Source organism: Nostoc sp. DedSLP04 (assembly GCF_034530775.1).
In the GTDB taxonomy this organism is placed as follows: Bacteria; Cyanobacteriota; Cyanobacteriia; order Cyanobacteriales; family Nostocaceae; genus Nostoc.
The window spans coordinates 36,341-57,894 of sequence record NZ_JAVRCL010000050.1 but is presented as its reverse complement, the minus strand read 5'-3'; the positions used below and the strand labels follow the sequence as shown (position 1 = coordinate 57,894).

Below are 21,554 nucleotides of genomic sequence, written 5' to 3'. Positions count from 1 at the left end.
CGGCTAATATCTAGCTTCAGAAATTTTACTTTGCTGTGAAATTGCCTATAATGCCACCAGCTTCGAGCGAACAGCTAAAGAGTGTACCTGTTTCGCTATTCCCATCAGGCCCATCAAATACAGAAAGATTACCGAGATTCAGGGTTTGCCAAACTTTTGGCCCAGAAGTAGTATTAACTAGAGAACTAAACGCGGCACCGTTTCCAACACCATTAATCGAAATTGCTTGACACGAGCTATTATTTCCATTAATTCTGACTGACGTTGGGTGAGAACCTGGTGACAGTTGTAGGGTTCCTACAACTTGAACACTGTAACTACAGTTATTGATAATTCCCCCATAACTCGAAGTGCTTAAACATGAATTGTCTTGGGGAAAAGAATTCTTCATAGTAGCTCCTGGCGCCGTTACTGCCAAAGCTTGGTTCGCCACTAAGCTTACGACTCCAGCCAACATACTCACCAAATAACCTTTTATAAAAAAGTGCATTATTAACTCCAATTTTGTAACTTATTTCAGTTTCATAATTGAATTTACCTAAGAATTAAGCACGTTTTTGACAAAGTTATTCTGTCGTTACAATATTTTTTCATAACTTTTTCATATAATATTTAAGCTGTCAAAGACTTTGAAAATAATGATAATCAAAAAGAGGAAGAGGAGTGCGACGGAAAATCACATCCTCTTCCTCTCCCTCACACGATTATCATTTTCACTAAGCTTACTTTGAGTATTTTAACTCATTGACAAAAGACGCTTTTTATTAACAAAACGGATGCACTTGTAGAGACGTTGTATTGCAACATCTCTACATACTACTAAATCCCACCAATAACCTTAACTAAGCGGTAAGGAATAAGAGTTACAGAGAGTTCTTGCCTAAGTGATAGCTTAGATAAGGGAATTTAGCGTGATTTCATTCAACGACTGTTACCGAAGCGCCTTCATTGGATGGAGGTATAGCGGGTAATTCCAGACAGTATCCAGCACCATACACTGTCTTGATATAGCGGGGATGGCGAGGATCTGGTTCTAGCTTGGTTCTCAAGTGGCGAATATGCACTCGAATCGTTTCTATGTCATCATCAGGATCGTAGCCCCAAACTTCTCTGAGGATTTCGCTAGGAGAAACTGTTTGACCGTGACGTTGCAGCAAGCAGTGAAGTAGCTCAAATTCCAAGTGAGTCAATTTCACCGTCTCATTGAACCATATTGCCTCAAATCTTTCGGGAACGAGGGTTAATGAGCCATAGTTGAGAATTTCACTATGCTTTGCGGCTTGAGGAATCCGGTCAGTCCGCCGCAAAAGTGCCCGCACCCGCGCCAGCAGTTCTTCAACTTCAAAAGGCTTAGTGAGGTAGTCATCTGCGCCAGCATTAAAGCCTTCCACCTTGTCCTGAGTTTGGCTCAAAGCCGTCAACATTAACACGGGAATCTCAGAGGTGCGATCGTCGCGGCGCAGGCGTTGGCAAACGGTGAACCCATCTACTCTGGGCAACATTAAATCGAGCATGATCAAGTCTGGTTGCAGCTGGAGAGCCAGCGCTTGACCTTTGATGCCGTCTTCAGCTTGACTAACATCGTAGCCAGCCATTTCCAAGTTGACGGCAACTAGTTCTGAAATCGCTGGGTCATCGTCTATGACAAGAATCCTCGGCATTCTTAAAAAATTATTACTACTTATTAAGGATAATTAACAACCTTTGATAGATACAAAGATTTTTGAATCAATTCTAAAAAAGTTTCTAAATCTTACATAAATATTAAGATTAAATGACTGTGAAATCAAGACTCAATTACACGAAATCTTATAGTCTATGATGTGTTATACTCCCCCCTACAATCCGTCTTGGTTTTTACAAAACGGTGTGATGATGACTGTATACACCGCTTTGTGGGGAAAACGTAACTGGGAAAGTACTGTTTTCTTACAAGAACCGTCTTATCACGAAAAAATCTTTATTGGTGGCCAAGGTGTGCCAATTTTTGGCTTGGTTGCCATCCCGGAAAATGCTCATAGCACGATTATCGGTACTTATGGTATTACCGGAGAGTTAGAGACAGAATGGTTTTTGAGAGTGCTAGGACGTAAGGCCTACGCTCAAGGTTATGCTGTGGTGTTATTTGATTGGCGGGCCCACGGCAAAACGGCCGTTTTGTCCCCGACTCTAACTTCTGATGGTTTGTATGAAGGGGAAGATTTTGTTCGCATCGCCGCCGCTGCGAAGGCAATGGGATGTCCGGGGAAATTTTGGTTTACAGGGTATTCTTTAGGAGGGCAATTGGCGTTATGGGCGGTGAAGGTGGCTGGTGAGGTGATTAAGGAGGATGAAGATTTAGGATTAGAAGATAGCGATATTGGCGGTGGTATGGTGATTTGTCCGAGTTTAGATTCACAGCGATCGCTATCTTATCTGGTTACAAAGCCCTTTGGTAGATATTTAGAAGCAGGGATTGCCCAAAATTTAAAAAAACTGGCGTGGCGGATTCATGATGTTCATCCTGGAAGCCTTGACCCAGAAGCGATTGAACGAGCAAATAGCATTTGGGGTTTTGATAATGAATTGGTAATTAAGCGACTTGGTTTTCCTTCTGTGGAAGCATATTACCAAGCTAGTAGTGCTTTGCAAATATTGCCGCAAATCTCGAAACCGACTTTGATTCTATATGCTGCGGACGATCCACTTTTTGACCCAGCTATCATACCGGAATTAGAAGAAGCGTGCGATCGCAATTTTGCAATAGATTTGTTACTTACTCAGTATGGCGGTCATGTTGGCTATCTCAGTAGCAAAGAGTGCCAGCGTCAAGTACAAGACCCCGATCTTTGGTGGGCATGGAATCGGGTTTTACAATGGTTAGAGCAACAACGAACAGATTCTATTTGCTAAGATGTTCGACAGATGGAGTCGTATTTTGGAAGCCCAAAATAGAGAGGATGGCATTGACCCAGAAGCTACCACAATATCATTGGTAAACCAGCAATAACAGAAGCAATACCCGTCCAGAGAGTAAAACGCGCAATATCTAATTCATCCAAAGCAACGCTCATTTGCCTAATTGCCAATAGTAGCGCTGTTAGTAGCAGTATAAAAAAGGCAAAGTACTCCAAATTAAGAATCATTCATCCTCACTATGTTCTAGAAAAAAGTAGTTGTAATAGGTTTTTAACAAGCTTTGGCAAGGGTTTTTTGTTCCAGATTTAACACTTTCTGAGAAAAATTATTTCTTACTGAAGATATATCTACTTCAGAACACTTGCAGACATTGGTCGTAGTTCCTTTGAGTAATGCTGTAATAGCTAATGTTGTAGCCAAAATAAAATTTGCGATTCTCTGTTAAGAGTTTTAAAGTATGCTCTCTCAGGGGATTTTATATGGAGTTGAGAAGCGTACATCTAGAGTAATAAATTATAATATTTAGCTGGCAAAAGCAATCGCGGCTATCTGTATTTATGTTTACAGCTAGACTTAATATCTAACAATACCTATGGCATATTCTAGGAAAAACAGGCGCAGTTGTATATAGTAATGCTAAAGCGTCAAACCAGATTCACCCATAATATCGTCGTAATTAAACAAACTATTAAAGTACAACTCTCTTGAATTTTTGACTCAATGACCGCTTCTAATAATATTTGGCTACCTGCACCGACGAATTTAACTTTGCTACCGGATGAGATTCATGTCTGGCGCATAGAACTTGACCAACCAGAAGTACAGCTGCAAAATTTAGCAGCGACTCTTTCCAGTGACGAAACATCTCGTGCTGAACGGTTCTATTTTCAGGAACATCGGCAGCGTTTCATCGCAGGTCGTGGTATCCTGCGAACTATATTAGGGCGCTACTTGGGTATCCAACCGTTACAAGTGGAGTTTAATTATCAACAGCGTGGCAAACCAGTACTAGCAGATAAATTTGCCGATAGTGGACTGGCGTTTAACTTGTCTCATTCCCAAGGGTTGGGTTTATGTGCAGTGAATTGTACTCGCCCAATTGGTGTAGACCTAGAATATATTCGCCCGATGTCTGATTTGGAAAGTCTTGCCAAACGGTTCTTTTTACCGAGAGAATATGAGATGTTGCGATCGCTATCTCCCAACCAACAGCAAGAAGTATTTTTCCGTTACTGGACTTGTAAGGAAGCTTATTTAAAAGCAACTGGAGACGGACTATCTCAGCTAGAGCAAATTGAAGTATCGCTCACTCCCACAGAACCAGCCAAGTTACAGATATCCGAAGATTGGAGTCTTTTTGAACTAGTACCTGCTAACAATTATGTTGCTGCTGTTGCTGTGGCGAATTTTGGCTGGAATTTAAAATGCTGGCAATATTAATACTAGTGATTAGTCATTAATTATTCTCCAATTCCCAATGCCCAATGCCCCATGCCCCCTATTTATCTTCCTGCATATTTCTCACAATTCTTGTCACCACCTTTCTAGGTACAAATCTGACGCTTTTTGCAAGTAGTTTATTCATAAAACCAGGAATAACAATGGTTTTGCCCTTCATTAAAGCGTGAAAACCAATTTCTGCTACTGTTCGTGCATCCATCATCTTCTTACCCTTAAGCAATTTAGAGTCTGCCATCCCCGTTCTTTCATGAAAGCCAGATTCTGTTGAGCCTGGGCAAAGAACTGTCACAGTGACACCTGTACCTTCTAATTCATTAGCGATCGCTTCTGAAAAAGATAAGATATAAGCTTTAGTAGCAAAATAAACTGCCATCAAAGGCCCAGGTTGAAAAGCAGCAGCCGAAGCGACGTTTAATATCTTACCTTCACCTTGCTTGACCATGTGCTTCACGAATAGCTTAGTTAAATGGGTGAGACATACCAAATTTACCTGTAGCATTTCTAGTTCAGTAGCTAGGTCTGTTTCGTGAAATAATCCATAGATACCAAATCCGGCATTATTTACCAGCACATCAACATTAATATCGGCAAGTTGCAACTCCGTGAAAATTTCTTCAGGAGCAGTTGATATAGATAAATCCTTAACAATAGTTTTGACAAAAATCCCAAATTTTTCTTGGAACTTAACTGCAATTTCTACTAGCTTTGGCCCATTTCTGTCTACTAAGACCAAATTGTAATCATGAGCAGCAAAAATACATGCTAATTCGTAGCCAATTCCACCAGCTGCTCCAGTAATAAGAGCAGTTTTCTTGCTCTGATCTTGATGTTTTGTGTTCATGTAAGAATGTTAGTGAATTCAACTTGATGAAGCTGCGTTGCATTTACAGTGGTTCTCGTTCTACAATTAAGTACGCGTAATATCTGACCCAACGAGAAATATCTTGAGTTATTACCCTTTCAAATGCTTGTGTAGTTCATTAGATAGATGTAGCAGTCCAAACGTAAATTTAGGACTTATGCATCGAAAAAGCTAGGCATTAAAGAAGCTCGGTTATTTAAGACTGCTAGCTGTCACTTTTGATTACTCACAAAAGCAAGCGGGTAAAATTAAACTTTTATGCCAGACACTAACCATTCTATCCTCGATTGCTTCTGTCAAGAGGTGAATACTAAAAATTTACATGATTGAGCATAAAAAAACAGGGCAATTATATTGCCGCTGTTAGTGTATAAGTTATTGCTGGCATCTGAAATATTGGTTATTCAGTAGTACTGAGTTTTAAAAAACATGGACTAAAGAAAATTATTTTGTAGTAGCGTGTCAAGGCTAAAATAGTGCATTAAATGTAGATGGCAGTGCAATACTGCGTAGGTTTTGAAGATTTGTAGTTTTACTTCGTTCAACCCAACCAATCTCTGAAAATGTTGGGTTTCCTTCCTCAATCCAACCTACTAGCGTGACATGCTTAAAATGTTGGGTTTAAAAAACTCACAAAACCAAACTCTAATCATTAACAGAATAATTCAACCCAATAAATTCAGCTTGCCGCGCTACTACAATTTTTTTTTGCAACAATTTAGCCTTGACACATCCTACGCAATTTATGAATTACTAAGCGAGATTCAAGAAGCCGCTTTGAATCAAGTAGGCAGTATAAGTCATAAACAATTGAGAGTCAATTGGAGGGCAAGCAATAGAACTACCTGCTAGTGCATGAAGAGTATCTTGGCAGCTAATATGAGGTCTTCTAGCTTGTAAATACAAATCAGGAATAGTCAGTTGTTCATCAGACCAACGTTCCAACAAAAATGGCCGCAGAGTGTACAAAGGATTGTCCACAGAAGTCACATTATTGATTAACTCAGATTGCCATTTTTCATAGGGAATCATTTCAACTGAATAACCAAAAGAGCGTATCCACTCAACTAGCATTTTCAAAGCAGCAGGTTGGGGATGTTGTAAATTGAAAGCTTTACCTATAGATTCTTTTTGGCGTGATAGATAAACTATCGCTTTACTTACATAGTCCACAGGTGACATATCCAACATATAATCTACATCAGGGAAATATCCCATTTGTAGACAGCCCTTGGTCATCAAATTGATAAAGTCATGTGTGTTACAAATGCCTGTTTTGCTATCACCAGAAATCAGTGGTGGTCTATGGATAGTTACAGGAAGTCCACGGTCACGAGCAATTTTAACTAACTTTTCAGCTACCCATTTAGTTTGTGAGTAACCAAGATAAATACCTTCCCAATGATTGAATTCATCCTGTTCTTTAACAACCTTGCCAGCATAAGCAGTCGATTCAAAAACAGCAACACTAGAAACGTAATGTACAGGCTTAACTTTAATTTGGCAAGCTAGCCTCAAAACTTCTTGTGTTCCTAAAACATTGGCTGCCTTCAGTGCAGAGTATGGAAAAACATAATTCAACAAAGCAGCACTATGATATATAGTATCAATATTGCCAGCTAAAATTTGAAACTGTTCCGAACCAACACCTAACAAAGGCTGAGATAAATCGCCGACAATCGGAATAATTCTGGAGCTAAATTCTTCCTGCCAAATTGCATACTGTTCCAGATTCTTTTGGAGTTTGCTTTTACCTTCTTGAGCATTAGCAGCACGTACTAAACAATAGATATCCGCATTAGTTTCTTGTAGCAGTTCCCGGATGAGAAAAGCTCCTAAAAAGCCCGTTCCTCCAGTTAAAAATATGTTATTGGGTTCACCCACAAGCACATTAGATGCAGCACCGGGATGGATGGTAGGGTCAAGAACAGCCTCGGCAGCTAAATCTAGAATTGAGGGTGCAGCGTTGGGATTAGAGGGTGTTACCTTTGTATCTTGAACTGGTGAACCTTCTTGCACTTCTTCAGCTAAACGCTGTGAAAGAGCTTCAATATTTGGGTAATGCCACAGTAGCAATGGAGATGGTTGAAATCCTAGTAACTTTTCTAAGTTACTTACTAGAATCATTGCTTGGGCTGAATCCAACCCATAATTTTCTAAATGTTCCTTGACATCTATTTCATCAGTTGCGACTCCTAGCAATTTAGCTAAGTTAGATACCAAAAATATTTGAATATCGTCTGCGGTGAAAGACTGTTTTATAGTCATTTTTAAAGCTCCAACAATGATGTAGAACGAACAGGGTGATATTGACTGTAATAATCGGAAGCTTGCAGTCCTTGAATTTTCAAATTTTGGACACGATACAAAAAGGCTGCACCAGTCATAATTTGATTAGCAACATCAACTACACCACGATTATTTGGTTCAGACAAATAAGAACCGCGTACCCAGTCATTGAAACCGCCCATTGCCGGGCCACACCAAATTTGATAATCGACTTCTCTACCTTTTTCACCAGAACTAGACCAACGAGAAGATAATCCTAAATACCAGCGAAAAATCAACGCCATTTTCAGTTTAGGATTATTAACTGCTTTCCCAAGTTTCTCAGGATTCTTTTGGGACAGATAAGCCGCAGTTCCTTCCCATACTTCAGCAATAGTTTTGCGAAAAACTTGCTTTTCTAATTTCTCTCTTTCTGCAAGGGGGATGCTTTCAATGGAATCATAAGCGCGATAGAGTTCAAATAATTTCTGCGCTCGCATGGGGAACATTGTACCCCGTTTGAGAACTTGCAATTTGACTCCCATTTCAAACATATCTGCTGCTGGGGCCATAATCATATCAGCCATTTCTGCTTGAGCTAATAACTTTTTGGTATGTTCGCAAGCCCCAGATTCAACACACGACTGATTAATGGAACCGGTCATTATATAAGCAGCACCCATCATGAAAGCTGCTAATGCTGATTGTGGTGTACCAATTCCCCCTGCTACTCCGATTCTAATTGGTGTTTGGTAATGATATTGTGCTTGAATTTCATCCCGCAAGGCAATAATAGAAGGTAACACACAAACCAGGGGACGGTTATCTGTATGACCTCCAGAATCAGCTTCGACGGTAATATCATCAGCCATCGGAACTTTGGCTGCAAGGGTTGCTTGTAACTCAGTAATTAATCCTTGCTCAAGAAGTTCTTTGACTATTCTGGCCGGTGCTGGTTGCAGAAATTTAGTAGCAACTTCTCGGCGAGAAATTTTGGCAATGATTTTATTTTTGATTTCAATTTGATTGGCGCTATTCAAACCCAATCCAGCAACACGGTAATAAACAATGTTGGGGGTTAAATCGAGAAATGCAGAGGCTTCTACTGTTCTCACTTGATATTTGAGATATAAATCTACAGCCCGGCGTTCAATCGCTGGTTCATTGGGACTGTGAATTAAATTAAATGCGTAAGGCCCTTGAGGTAAAGCTTGTTGAATGCGATTTATGGCTGCTTCCAAACGTTCTGGAGTTAAACCACCTGCACCAAAGGAACTCAAAATTTGCTCTTTTCCGAGCGCAATTACCATTTCTTCAGAAGCAATTCCGCCAGCCATTGCGCCGGTAACGTAGGCATATTTCACTCCATGAGAGGAGAGAAAATTGGGATCTCCAAATTGTTGAATGCGGATTGGTGCTGCAAATGTCAGCAGTTCTACTTGTGCTGTTGTGCCATTATCACCAGGGGATAAATAACCCTCATTAGTGACACCGATTTTTCCGGCAACTTTCACGATGTAGCAGGGTTTATTTAACACCATCAATTTCTCTTTGATGGTTTGTTTCTCAAAAGATACAGTTTCTAAAGAACCTTTCCAAACCTGGTTTTTGTTATATGACCAGGAAGAGAAATTGAGGCCATTATCGTGTTTACTTAGTACCGTATCTACGGTTGTCACGGCAGTTATCCCTCGGATTACAATTATTAAATAAGGAGAGTGGGGAGTGGGGGATAGGGAAGAAATATTTTCCTTTTATCAGTTCACCTTTCCCCTTCTCCAAGGTTATTGATGCTTGAAGTATGTAGACTTATGTCAAGATTCGTCGTTAAGCAAATTTTGGGCGCAAGCTAGTTGCAATTGAATGATTTCGCTCATTTGCTGACTGTAATCTTGTCTAGCTTGTAAGAAGGCAGTGTGTGCTTTAGTTATCTTTGAATTATTAGCATTAAGCTTTTGATACTGGGTCTTATTTAAATCAAACATGCTGATGATGCTACTAATTTTTTGAGTTCTGACGGGCAAAGAAGAAAGAGAAATTGGTTGTCTAATTGCGCTTGACTCAGAAGATTGTAATTGTTCTCTCGTTTCAAAAACGTTATCAATGATATTTTTCGGTTTTACTTCTTCTGGCTGAGGCAAGATGTTAGGGGAGTAATTTTCCTCTTGGGTTATTTGGTTGGAAGTGTTAAGAGAATCTGTGATTTCAGATTGTTGGAGATTAGGTATATCTGGATGCTGTATTTTGAAGCGATCGCTCCTAAGATCACCAGCGAAATCTTTAACAAGGTTACGATTATCTTCGCTCAAAATTGTAGTAGCGATCGCTTTTCCACCCAAGGTAACTGTTCTCAATGTTGCTTTACTTGAATTAGTGGTTTCTTGAGCTTTGCTGTACAACGGTGATAAATCTACGTTTACCTGATGACTGAGTAGTTTTGCTAATGCTTTGACCATTGAAGCATGGTCATCCATTCCTCTACGATTTAGAGAGACTGTGATATGTTCTTTGTTGCCGAGAATTTTATCAATCCATCGGGAACAAACACTACCTGCGCCTGCTTCTAGGAATATTTTCACCCCATCATCGTATACACGATTAACTAATTGCGGAAAATCAAGTTCTTGGCACAATCCTTTGGCGATGTTGTGAGCGATCGCATCTCTTTCGAGTGCAACTGGTTGATAATCGGCGGCAGAATAAAACACAATCCCAGGAAGATTTTGTGATGGTAAGCTGTTTACCTTCTTGATTTCCTCGAACTGCGATCGCATCGCCTCACAATGTATCACATGGTCGAAGGGAGCGGGGAAAGAATTGCAACCTAAAGTTGCTATCACTCGTTTACAGGCTGCATCATTACCAGCAATTAATACTTCTTCTGGTGTGTTGATTTGAGTTAAGTAAACGTGATTCTCATGTTTCAGGCATTCTCTAACTTGAGATGGAGTAGCCATGAGAACATAAGTATTCCAAAAATTATTATTTGGTGAATCTGTTAATCCCCAATATTCACGCACAGCATTTTTTGGCCCAGATAACTTATCACCAAATAGAGGTGATGAGTTTAAGGTATTACTTCCGCCCTCAAAATCACTCCAAACTCCTTGGGCAACCATCATACTAGTTTCACCCAAGCTATACCCAAATACAGATTGCGGCTTGACTTTAAAATCATCTCGGAAAATTGCCGTCATGTATCTAGCAAAGGCGATTTCACTCTCAAACATTGCCAGTGAATCATCTAACAATTGCTTTTCAAGAGTTTCTAGTTGTCTCGTTGTCAATTTAGGTAAGCTTCTGGGATAAACTAGCTTTTCAACATCGGCAGCCCGATTGTAGAGATTGTTACTTTTTAAGTCCTCGAAGACTTTCGGAAATAACCGAAATACGGTGCGACCAATGCCGATATAAGAATTGACTGCTGCGGGGTAAACATAAGCAACTGCTCCAGTTTTACCCAATGGTTTCGCTGTGAAATAACTTCCTATTGGTGTTTGCCAATCTGTACCATTCTCAAAGGCATTATTTACACCTTTGCGGGCAGATTCAATTTCTTTAAGTAGTTCTTTTGTGTTACGTCCTGCAATTGATAAGACGTATTTTGGATCAGATTGCTGTTGAAAGGTAGCGAATGTTTGACTGGCAGTAGCTGATAAAGAAGAACTGGCTTCGATGGATTTTTGGAGATGGTTTAGGATATCGGGTATAGTGGAGCGATCGCTAACTGCGATAGGGAACAGATGAAAAGGCATTTGTTGCAAATATCTGTTGTCGCGCTCCTCTTGGCTGGGTTCTTCCGATAAGATTAAATGGGCGTAACTGCCATCTATACCCAGGCTATTAATTGCTGCTATTCTGCGTGTACCGCCTTTATCGACAAACCAAGGTCTTGATTCCATCGCCACATAGAAAGGGCTACCTTCCCATACTTGCGGTATTTTGACACCAGACCATTTGGGTGTGGCGGGAATATACCTGTAATAAAGACAGAGAGCGGTTTTGATTAAGCTAGCAATTCCCGATGCTGTATAGGTGTGGCCGATATTAGCTTTGACGCTACCCAATGCACAGTGCAAACCATTGCCCACTTTCGGATAAGCTTGCAGTAAACCTGTGATTTCCGCTTCATCCTCGTGGGGAATGCCACTACCGAAGACTTCCACATAGTTAACCTCTGTGGGTTGAATCTCTGCCATCTCGAAAGCTTGTTTGCAGACATTGCTGATAGCTGAGGCATCAGGTTTTACCAAAGCGTCACTGAAAGTAGAATTACCTTGTGCAAAACTCATGGCATCAATTACTGCATAGATGCGTTCATTGTCTTCTTTAGCAGCTTCGTAGCGCTTGAGGACGACAGCACCCGCACCTTCGCCAACCGTCCAGCCATTGGCTTGTTGGTCATAACCTAACGTATTTACACCCGTATTAATTGGTGCAAATTGGCTGCGGAACAATACATTTTCCACACCACCTGCTAAATCTACTGCACCAACAACCACCGCGTCTACTTCTCCCGTAGCAAGTAGCATTTGGGCAACTTCCAACGCCTTGAGGGCAGAATTTTCGCCAGCGCTGACGGTGAATGCAGGGCCTGTGAAATTCCACAAAGCCGAAATCCGACTCGCCATGATGTTGGCGATGTGACTTACATATTCGCCGATTTCTACTGGTTGGTGAATGCTATCTTTAACAATGGTTTCCAGTTGCGCCAGTTGTTCAGCAGGTAGAGAAATTCCTTGGTTGAGTAAGCCGTCCTTAACTTGCCAGGATAGATTCCATCTTTGCTGTAGCTGATGCACAGAGAATTCTGTCTCGGCGGCGACAATCACAGCCACATTAGCACCCTCCTGTAGTTTCGCATCTTGGACGGCGCGATCGCTAACCTTCAGAAGCAACAATTGTTGTGGATTTAACTTGTCTATTTCGTTCGGTGGGATTTTGCACGATAAAGTATCGATTTCAAAATCTTTGATATATGCCCCAACTGGCGCTTTTCCATCTGTTAAACCGTACTCTTTCAAAACATTTTCTTGATTTTCTATCCCATGCCATCTTTGAGGCGGTAGGGAAGTAAAATGCTGTGTTCCATCATAAATACTGCGTTCAAAAGCATCTAAACCATTGCAGCTACCAAAAAAGGCATCCATGCCGACAATAGCGACTTTAGTAGGTAGAACAGGCAAAGTTGATTCAACTGATTCTGTTGTATTTCCTTGTTCTAAAATCAGATGAGAATTAGTGCCGCCAAAACCAAAAGCGCTAATAGCTGCCCGTTTAATTGGTGCGTTATTATTAGGCCATGCTGTAGCTGTTCTAATAATCTTGTCGGCGGAAATTGTACCATTTTCTGACGTTAAAGGTTCCGAAACATTCATGGTTGGTGGAATTACCCCATGAGACATACTCAAAATCACCTTAGTCAAGCCAACCATGCCAGCAGCAGTTAGCAAGTGACCAGTATTTGCCTTAGCAGAACCTATCAGAGGTGCAGCTTGATTTTGACCAAAGAATGTTTCGATGGAGTTGAATTCGGTTGTATCTCCGAGTAATGTGCCGGTGGCGTGACACTCTAGATAATCGATGGTTTTGGGACTAACTTTTGCCTCGTTATAGGCTCGTTCAAAAGCTAGAACTTGTCCTTTAGGATTAGGACTCAGTAAATGTTTACCTTTCCCATCATTTGATAGTCCATTACCGCAGATGGTAGCGAGAATATTATCGCCATCTCTAACAGCATCAGAATATCTTTTCAGCATTACCATCCCAACACCATCGGCGGGAATTAGCCCTCTAGAGGATTTATCTAAGGGGCGGCTAATGCCGTTTTCTGCATATCCTTGAACACCGGAAAATAACATCTGCACAAATAACGAATCTGCACAACTGATGGCTCCAGCTAACATGACATCAGCTTTGTGTGACCATAAGTAATGAGATGCTAGTTTAATCGCGTAAAATGATGATGAGCAAGCAGCATCCAGACATAAATTAATCTGAGATAAAGATAGTGCTTGAGCAACGATAGATGCTGGTAAACCAGATATTATCGCATTGTATAAAGACGCTTTAGTTGCACTTGGGAAAGCTAAATCAAAATCTTCATCCTGCAAAAGTTCTCTGACAGCAGGATTAATAGCTTGCTGGTAAATTGGAGAGAATAATTGATTAGATAATTTTGTTGGGAATGACAAATTACCTAAAATTACGCCGCATTTCGCTAGAACAGTTTGATTACCCGAATAACCACTTTGTTCAATTGCTTGTTTAGCGACATACAACGACCATTTGAAGGTGTTATCTAAGCCGTCAACAAATTCTGATGGTAGATTGTATTCAGATGGATTAAACTGGAAATCGCGGATGTACCCGCCTTTGAGGGAATAAGTTTTGTCTGGTGTACCTTTGACTGGGTTGTGAAATATTGTCGGTTCTACTCCGATTTCTTCGACGGTTGCAGAGGATGTCGAATCTTTTTGATTAACGATGTTTTGCCAGTATTCTTCAGGATTCTTTGCATCGGGGAATAGGCATGATAATGCGATGATGGCTATTTTTTCCACGATTTATATGCTCCGAGTTTGGGTATTTAGCAAGAGATAATTAAAAGGCAGGATTTACGCTGTTCCCCAAACTTTGAACGAGGCAAGTTATAGCAATCCTAAGATTTTGATAGTTTGTAGTAAGCACTTTAGTGCTTATATTAAGAAGGACTAAAGTCCTTACTACGAACTTTCAACTTGATTGATTACTAGCTTCTGAGCATTTTCATTGACCAAATAATGGCATGAGCACCGAGCATTCGTGAATAGATTTTACCTTGGCGATCGTGTATGATGAAGTTTGCGATCGCACTACTTGGTGTCTTAGATAGTACTTCACAAGAAACGTAAAATGTTTCGTTATGTGGTATCATCGCAAATTGCTCAAATTTTTCTACTTTTCCAGGTAAACAACCTTCTTCATGAAAGTGTTGTGTCCAAACCCATAAGGCGTGCATACTCAAGTCAGTGGTGTAAGGATTAACCCATTGGACAGGGAATTGTCCTTGTTGCTGTGGGGTGAGTTCTGGCCAGAGACATTCTGTAGTAATTTTTTCAGGGCTGATGTTTAAAACTCTTTTGATTTCTTGAAAAGCCGGGCCATGAAATAATGTAGCCCCACCATTTTGATAAAAATCTTTTCCTGTAGCGGTGATGATATTATCTTCTTCGAGATTGAGAGATTCATAAGTGGGTACATCTGGGATTTCTCGCTGGAGATTGAGTTGAGCGCTAAAATGAAAATGGATTCTCCCTTCAGGGTTTTTACTCGAAATTTTGGCTTTAAGTTCGATTCGTTCGAGATTAACTTTAGAAATTTCTTCTATTTCTAAAATATGTTCCTTTGCCAATGTTTCATTGAAGGTAATCCCCTTTAAAACCTTAAAATCTTGGTAATTAAACAACCGATAACCGGGATATAATTGTTCAGAAGCATTGATAATCCAAGTCATTGCACAAGTTGCTGGTAAAACAGGAGAACCAGCAATCGTATGATCGTGTAAAAATGGATTAGCCTCCAATGTCATTTGGCGACGAATACGATAGGTTCGTAGTTCTGAATCTAGCTCTGTAGCCATTGGAACTAGTGGACTACCAATAACAACTTGTGAGGTTGCATGATTGGTATTATCCATTTCCTTAACTAGCATTTGTGCCCCAACCGCAATGGGAATTATTTCGATTTTTCGCTCTTGAAAAATCTTCTTTAATTCTGCTGTCACCATCCCACTATCCCAAGCGCCCCAGTTGATAGCGACGACATGACATGAAGGATAACTTTGCTTAAATATATGGGCTGATTTGTTCAGAATTTCATTTGCGATCGCATAATCAGATTGTCCGGGATTTCCGTAAAATCCTGTTACTGAAGAGAACAAAACTAGATGCTGAAGTTGATTAGGGTTGATGCAAGCCAACAGGTTTTCTAAACCTTGAACTTTGGCAGTGTAAACTTTTTCAAAATCCTCTTCTGTTTTCTTTTCAATTAACTTATCAGCTAAGTTTCCAGCGCCGTGAATGATTCCTGTAATTGGCCCGATATTTTGCACAGCAGTGGCAAGTTTTTCTTGTAAAGCTGGCGTATCTGTAACATCGACGCTGATATATTCTGCTTTAGCTCCGGTTTTTTCAATTGCTGCAAGAGTCTTTTTAATTTCGCGGCTAGAGGTAATTTTGTTATATATTTTTTGCACATTCATGGGTGTGGGCTTCTCTCCTTGAGAAAGAAGATTTTCCATGATGCATTTTTTCAATGCGGATTCATCAGAATTTTGAGCATAATCTGGCTCGGTTTCTAATAGTTCAGAGCGACCGAGGAGGATGAATTTGCAGGGTTGCTGTTGGGCTAATCTGATAGTACACTCAGCCGTAATCCCTTTTGCACCGCCGCTCACAACAAAGACAGATGATGGACTAAGCTGGGCTGTTTGTGTCATAAATCCTCGTGAATACCTGCATAATTTTGGTTTTTTCTTCCTCTGTGTCCTCTGCGCCTCTGCGGTTTTTTTTAAACGAACCACAGAGACGCAGAGAGCGCAGAGAGAAGAGATTAATCGGCGATAATAGTGACTCGTCCTTGTGAGCCATAGCCAACTTCACTTATATAAAGGTTGGGGTCGTGAAGTTCGGCGATGATGTTTTGTACTGATTGTTTAGCATCAAGTCTGGGGCTTAGGTCGATCGCACGAGTAAATACCTTTGGCCATTCCCATCTCAGAGTTTTGGTTAATCCAAATAAACCAGCGCCGATCGCACCGAAGTTGACTTTGTACTCTAAACCGAAGGCTCCATCAAGGTGAGCAACTGTGCAGAAACAACTACGTCCATGCTTTGCGGCTTCGTTGAGGGAGGGTTTGAGGTGTTTCGCCATCAAAAATACATGCTTGACGATCGCCTTTTCTGATTCGTTATAAGAAATACTTCCGGTGTGATTTCCTACAAACATCGGATGTAGATGGATGAAAGCCCCAATCCTTCCGCAGTGAGATGCGATCGCTTGCAATTGTTGTTGAAGATGTTCTTCACTTAAGTTTGCTAAGGTGACGCGGGTTACTCCTGCGGGTAAGGGCGCTTGTTGGGCGATGAGCGATTGGGGAAAGCTGATAACTACTACTTTCCACCCTTTCTCGATTAGGGATTCGGTTAATTTATAAGTGGTGAGGGAACCATCATCGGTGATTAAACCGATGTGTCCCTCTGGTAATGCGAAATCCAAGTAATCAGGCTGTGGTAGGCTTCTGAGTTTGACGAGATGGCGCTGGATATTATGCTCTAATTCTGGTGGCTGCTGTTGGACAAACTCAGGTTCAGACTTTTTTTTTTCACCTCCAGCCAACTGCTGTAGGTAATCGACTATTTGACCGATAGTGCGGAGGTCTCCGAGTTCTTCGATATTCGGTTTGGGTAAGTTGGGGTACATTTCTTGCATCGCCCCTAAGATTTCTACCCGTTTAATCGAGTCAATCCCTAAATCGGCTTCCATGTCCATTTCTAGTTCCAGCATCTCGACTGGATAACCGGTTTTATCGCTGGTGATGGCTAACAGGGTTTCGCCTAAGTTTGCAAATTCATCACTTGTAGCGGGAGCAGCTTCTGGTTCTGGGGTAAATGCGACAACTACGCTTGGTTCAGGTGAAGTTACTACCTCAACTACTGGTGCAGCCTCTACTGAAATCTCGGTTGCTTGTTGTACTTCGTGAACTGCAATTTCTACAGTAATACTTTTGGAAGCGTGGGATTGCAGATACTCTACAACTTGACCGATGGTGCGTTTTTCTGACAGTTCTTCTAAATTGGGCTTGGGTAGGTTGGGGTACATTTCTTGTAGCGCCCCTAAGATTTCCACCCGTTTGATGGAATCAATTCCTAAATCAGCCTCCATATCCATGTCCATTTCCAGCATCTCGACTGGGTAGCCGGTCTTATCGCTGGTGATGGCTAACAAGTTTTTATCCAAGTCAACAATATCGATGGTTGCGCCAGATACAGGTGCAGCAGTTGTGGGTGCTGGCTCTGGGGTGAATACAACAACGTCGTTGACTGGAGGTGAGCTAATTTTGACTACAACCTCAGCTTGGGGTTCTACTACTGGGACAGGTGGCTCTACTGTCTCGACAGTTGCGAAATGCGGTGTGGGAAGTAGAGACGCTATTGATCTTGTCTCTGGGGATACAGGAGTTTCAACTACAGGCTCTACAGCAGCCGGTAGAGGTTCTTGAGTAACTGTTGAGCCGTTTTTAGCTACAGGCTCAGTTACAGGCAAAGGTTGGCTTTCTACTATCTTGGTAGTAGCGGGTACGGGTGCATCACTAACAGTTGTTTCTATAGTGAACGGAGTGAAATTGCTGAGTTTCTCTGTTAGTTGAGTTGCTCCCTCACCAGAGATGATTTGAGAATACTCTTGCTGTATGAGTTGGAAAAAGCTCTTAGTATATTCCAACTGCTCTTGAAGATATTGCTCATGGATGCGTAGGGTTTCACCTTGTTGGGAATGAAACTGCATCATGCTACGCTCTAAGCTTTCCATGACAACTAGCTTCATTTTGGCAGTTTCGGCTGTTGATTTACTTTCACTCAACAAGGAATTCTGCTGCTGCATCAGTTGGAAAAACGCTTTAGCGTATTCCATTTGATGGTTGAGATAAGTACCGTGAACTTGTAAATTCTCGGCTTGATTTTCCTGAAACTGTGTCAGGAGATATTCTAAACTTGCTAAAAGTTGTTGGTAATTTGTAAGTTTTTCTGGCGTTGGTTGCATCTTAGATTCCTGGGCTGGTTGTGAAAGGGTCACAGGATTCATTTGTTGCTCTGTTTGGGTGATGATATTAGAACTGACACCGTTCATTGTTGCGGTGGATTTTTTATGTCCGTTAGTCTCGATCGCTGCGAGAGTTGGAGTTACACCTGGGCTGCTAAACAAAGGAGCCGCATCAGAATATTCGGGGGTGGGTAATGTAACTTTATGCCCATCCTGCAAAGCTAGAGCGAAGGCATTTTTCGTTTTTTCGGATCTGTAGTTTATCCCGTTTAAACGGACACTTAATGTCTTCTTCGTCTCAATTGGGGGTATGGTTTGGGGAAGTTGGTAAGGATCGAGGTTATTCAAAGCCAAACCAATCACTCGCAACTGCACAACCGCTTCCCGCAAAGAGCGATCGCTATTCTTTTGGGTGCTGGGGTTCAAAGATACGGTGATGTGAGGGCGATCGCCAAGAATATCTTTTACTAAGTTGGTGAGAATTCTTCTCGGCCCAAATTCCACAAAGCAAGTACCACCCGCCGCATAGATATTTTCAATTTCCTGTTTAAACAGCACTGAGTTGGAGAGGTGCATTTCCAGGATTTTTTGAATACCTTGGGGTTCTTTGGGATACTGCTTACTGGTGACGTTGCTGTAAACAGGGATTTTGGGACTTTGGAATTTGACAGACTTGGTGGCGATTGCAAAGGATTTTTGAGCAAAGGCGATTAGCGGTGTATGGAAAGCTGCTGAAACAGGTAACAATACAGCTGTATATCCTTTCTCGTGTAAAGCCTCTCTGACTCTCACTATTTCTCCGGTAGGGCCAGCCAAGACAAATTGAGTCGGAGAATTTTGATTAGCGATCGCAACTTGGGGAAAATGTCTCAGCACTGCTTCCACTTTGCTGATGTCTTCTTTGACAGCCAGCATACTTCCCGCATCATGATCTGGATCTTCGGGTGCAGCCATTGCTTGACCCCTAGCTTTCACTAAGAACAAGTAATCTTCCGTACTCAAAACCCCCGCAGCCCATAGCGCTGTTAGTTCACCAAAGCTATGACCGGCAACAAAATCTGACTTAAATCCAGCTTGTTGCAATATGCTGTACATCCCTGCACTCAACACCCCGATGGCTGGTTGAGCGTATTCTGTGCGTTGTAAGGCAGCAATTTGGACATTTTTTTCTGCCTCTCCAAACACAGGATGAGGAAAAACGATTTCTGACAACGGTTGTAAATTATCTTTGAGCAACAGGCTATCCATATAACCATGAAGACGGCGCATCAAAGGAAAATTCATTACCAGTTCGCGTCCCATCTCCAAGTATTGCGAACCTTGACCAGAAAATAGAGAGACAACTTTTCCGCCCAACTCCATACCAGAGGAGCGGTAATAAATCCCTTGGGGATGCTCCCAAGATGCTGCTGTTCCTTTGAGTTTCAGCCAGTCAATGCTAGTTTGCAGTAACTTGCAAGCTTCTTCCAGATTCTCGGCTACAAACCCAAATCGAGGAGCAGAGAGAGGAATTTGTTGTGATTTGCACTCATTGACTAATTGTGCATAGTGTGTATTTGCTTCAGGCGATCGCAACTTACCTAAAATATCTTCCGACTTGCTCAACAATTGCTCTACTGTAGGAGCAAACAACAGCACTTCACTAGCATCACTATGTAAGCGGTAAGCGGCGTTTTGGTCAGCTTCATATTCTTCCAAAACAACGTGATAGTTGGTTCCGCCAAATCCAAAGGAACTCACACCTGCGCGTCTTGGCGCTTCCCCTTCTGGACGAATCCAAGGTCTGGTTTCAGTATTCAAATAAAAGGATGAAGTTTTAATGTTGAGTTTGGGGTTCGGCTCAGTGATGTTAATTGTTGGTGGTAATACCTTGTGATGTAAAGCCAAAGCAGTTTTAATCAAACTCGCCGCACCCGCAGCCGCTTTTGTGTGTCCGATTTGCGATTTCACACTACCCAAAGCGATGTGCTGCTTTTTGTCATCATGCACATCAAAGAAGTCCTTTAAAGAACCGAATTCTGTCGGATCTCCAGCCATTGTGCCGGTACCATGTGCTTCCATCAAACCAACAGTAGCGGGAGAGAAGCCGGCATCTTCATAAGCACGTTCTAAGGCCTTGACTTGGCCTTCTTTGCGGGGAGCATAAATGCTCTTGTAACGCCCATCACTGGAAGTACCAATACCTTTAATTACGGCATATATTTTATCGTTGTCCCGTTCCGCATCTTCTAACCGTTTGAGGACAATCATCCCGATACCTTCACCCAGCATCATCCCATCAGATTTAGCATCGAAAGGTTTGACATTTTCACTAGGAGAAACCGCTGGTGTTTTGCTGAAAGAGATGTAAGCCATGATCGTGTTGTCGGTATCAACACCACCAGTCAGCATCATGTCAGAGCGATGCTCAACTAGCTCGCTAATTGCCATTTTTAAAGCACCAAAGGAACTAGCACAAGCGGCATCAACTACACAATTCATCCCGCCAAAATTTAGGCGATTGGCAATTCTACCCGCGACTACGTTAGCTAACATTCCAGGGAAAGCGTTCTCATCCCATTTCACATAAGCGCTTTTGATTTTATCAACGATTTTCTGGGTATCCTCGTCAGATAAACCACTACTTTTAAGCGCTTTTTCCCAAATCGGATATTCCAACCTGGCAGAAAGTGGCATTCCTAATTGCTTGGCCATAGCCACGCCTAAGATTACCCCAACCATCTCGCGGTTAAATTCACGTTTTTCGCCATAGCCAGCATCTTCCATCGCTTCTTTCGCAACCAATAAACTTAATAGTTGCGATACATCTGTGACTTCTAAAATGCTGGGTGGTATGCCGAATTCCATCGGGTTAAAATCTACCTCTGGAAGAAATCCACCTCTTTTACAATAGGTTTTATCTTCAGTAGTTCTAGGATTTGGATCGTAATAATCTTCGACGCTCCAGTGAGTCGAAGGAACATCAGTAATACAGTCAATTTTGTTTACTATATTTTGCCAGTATTCCCGCAAGTTTCTGGCTTGAGGCAATAGAGAAGCCATCCCAACGATGGCAATAGGATTATGTTGTAATTGTCTGTTAATTCTGTTAATTGACACTGATTTATCTGATTTATCTGACTTCATGTTTTTTTCCTCTATAGACCTCATCACAGCCTTTTCACAATTATTGATAAGGCTCTCTAACTCCGCTAAGGCAGTATTAATTGAATAAGCAGACATAGGGCATAGTTAGTACTGTGGATTGTGTAGTTACAGTAATTTC

The 21,554-nt window shown here is 41.5% G+C and carries 11 protein-coding genes; 2 read left to right on the top strand and 9 right to left on the bottom strand.

Features of this window, described 5'->3' with window-relative positions; all coding sequences use genetic code 11:
• Nucleotides 1-25: 25 nt before the first annotated feature.
• A complete protein-coding gene (locus RMX89_RS24540; RefSeq protein ID WP_322690784.1) occupies nucleotides 26-490 on the bottom strand; it encodes a hypothetical protein in 465 nt (154 codons plus the stop codon).
• 427 nt (nucleotides 491-917) lie between these two features.
• Nucleotides 918-1,661: a response regulator transcription factor gene (locus RMX89_RS24535; RefSeq protein ID WP_322670411.1), complete on the bottom strand. Its 744-nt coding sequence runs from the start codon at nucleotides 1,659-1,661 to the stop codon at nucleotides 918-920.
• Between the two features lie 157 nt (nucleotides 1,662-1,818).
• Here RMX89_RS24535 and RMX89_RS24530 point away from each other — a divergent pair, with 157 nt between their 5' ends.
• Complete coding sequence (locus RMX89_RS24530) at nucleotides 1,819-2,892, top strand: YheT family hydrolase (protein ID WP_322690783.1); 1,074 nt, start codon at nucleotides 1,819-1,821, stop codon at nucleotides 2,890-2,892.
• A gap of 276 nt (nucleotides 2,893-3,168) precedes the next feature.
• On the opposite strand, the gene RMX89_RS24525 is transcribed toward RMX89_RS24530, so the two are convergent.
• A complete protein-coding gene (locus RMX89_RS24525; RefSeq protein ID WP_322690782.1) occupies nucleotides 3,169-3,318 on the bottom strand; it encodes a hypothetical protein in 150 nt (49 codons plus the stop codon).
• Between the two features lie 300 nt (nucleotides 3,319-3,618).
• Between RMX89_RS24525 and hetI the strand changes: the two genes are divergently transcribed.
• Entirely contained in the window at nucleotides 3,619-4,338 is a 720-nt protein-coding gene (gene hetI / locus RMX89_RS24520) for a 4'-phosphopantetheinyl transferase HetI (RefSeq protein WP_322690781.1), read from the top strand.
• Nucleotides 4,339-4,396: 58 nt separating this feature from the next.
• Here hetI and RMX89_RS24515 read toward each other — a convergent pair whose 3' ends face one another.
• The 6 genes from RMX89_RS24515 to RMX89_RS24490 all read right to left on the bottom strand — a co-directional run bounded on the left by RMX89_RS24515 (nucleotide 4,397) and on the right by RMX89_RS24490 (nucleotide 21,511).
• Nucleotides 4,397-5,200, bottom strand: coding sequence for an SDR family oxidoreductase (locus RMX89_RS24515; RefSeq protein WP_322690780.1), 804 nt, complete (start codon nucleotides 5,198-5,200; stop codon nucleotides 4,397-4,399).
• Nucleotides 5,201-5,974: 774 nt separating this feature from the next.
• Nucleotides 5,975-7,489, bottom strand: coding sequence for a thioester reductase domain-containing protein (locus RMX89_RS24510; RefSeq protein WP_322690779.1), 1,515 nt, complete (start codon nucleotides 7,487-7,489; stop codon nucleotides 5,975-5,977).
• Between the two features lie 2 nt (nucleotides 7,490-7,491).
• On the bottom strand, nucleotides 7,492-9,168 hold the full coding sequence (locus RMX89_RS24505) for a PfaD family polyunsaturated fatty acid/polyketide biosynthesis protein (RefSeq protein ID WP_322690778.1): 1,677 nt from the start codon (nucleotides 9,166-9,168) through the stop codon (nucleotides 7,492-7,494).
• A gap of 135 nt (nucleotides 9,169-9,303) precedes the next feature.
• The gene (locus RMX89_RS24500; protein ID WP_322690777.1) at nucleotides 9,304-14,052 is read right to left on the bottom strand and encodes a PfaB family protein; all 4,749 of its coding nucleotides are present in this window, start codon (nucleotides 14,050-14,052) and stop codon (nucleotides 9,304-9,306) included.
• A 188-nt stretch (nucleotides 14,053-14,240) separates the two neighbouring features.
• Nucleotides 14,241-15,968, bottom strand: coding sequence for an SDR family NAD(P)-dependent oxidoreductase (locus RMX89_RS24495; protein ID WP_322690776.1), 1,728 nt, complete (start codon nucleotides 15,966-15,968; stop codon nucleotides 14,241-14,243).
• Between the two features lie 113 nt (nucleotides 15,969-16,081).
• Nucleotides 16,082-21,511: a polyketide synthase gene (locus RMX89_RS24490; RefSeq protein WP_322690775.1), complete on the bottom strand. Its 5,430-nt coding sequence runs from the start codon at nucleotides 21,509-21,511 to the stop codon at nucleotides 16,082-16,084.
• Nucleotides 21,512-21,554: the final 43 nt, after the last annotated feature.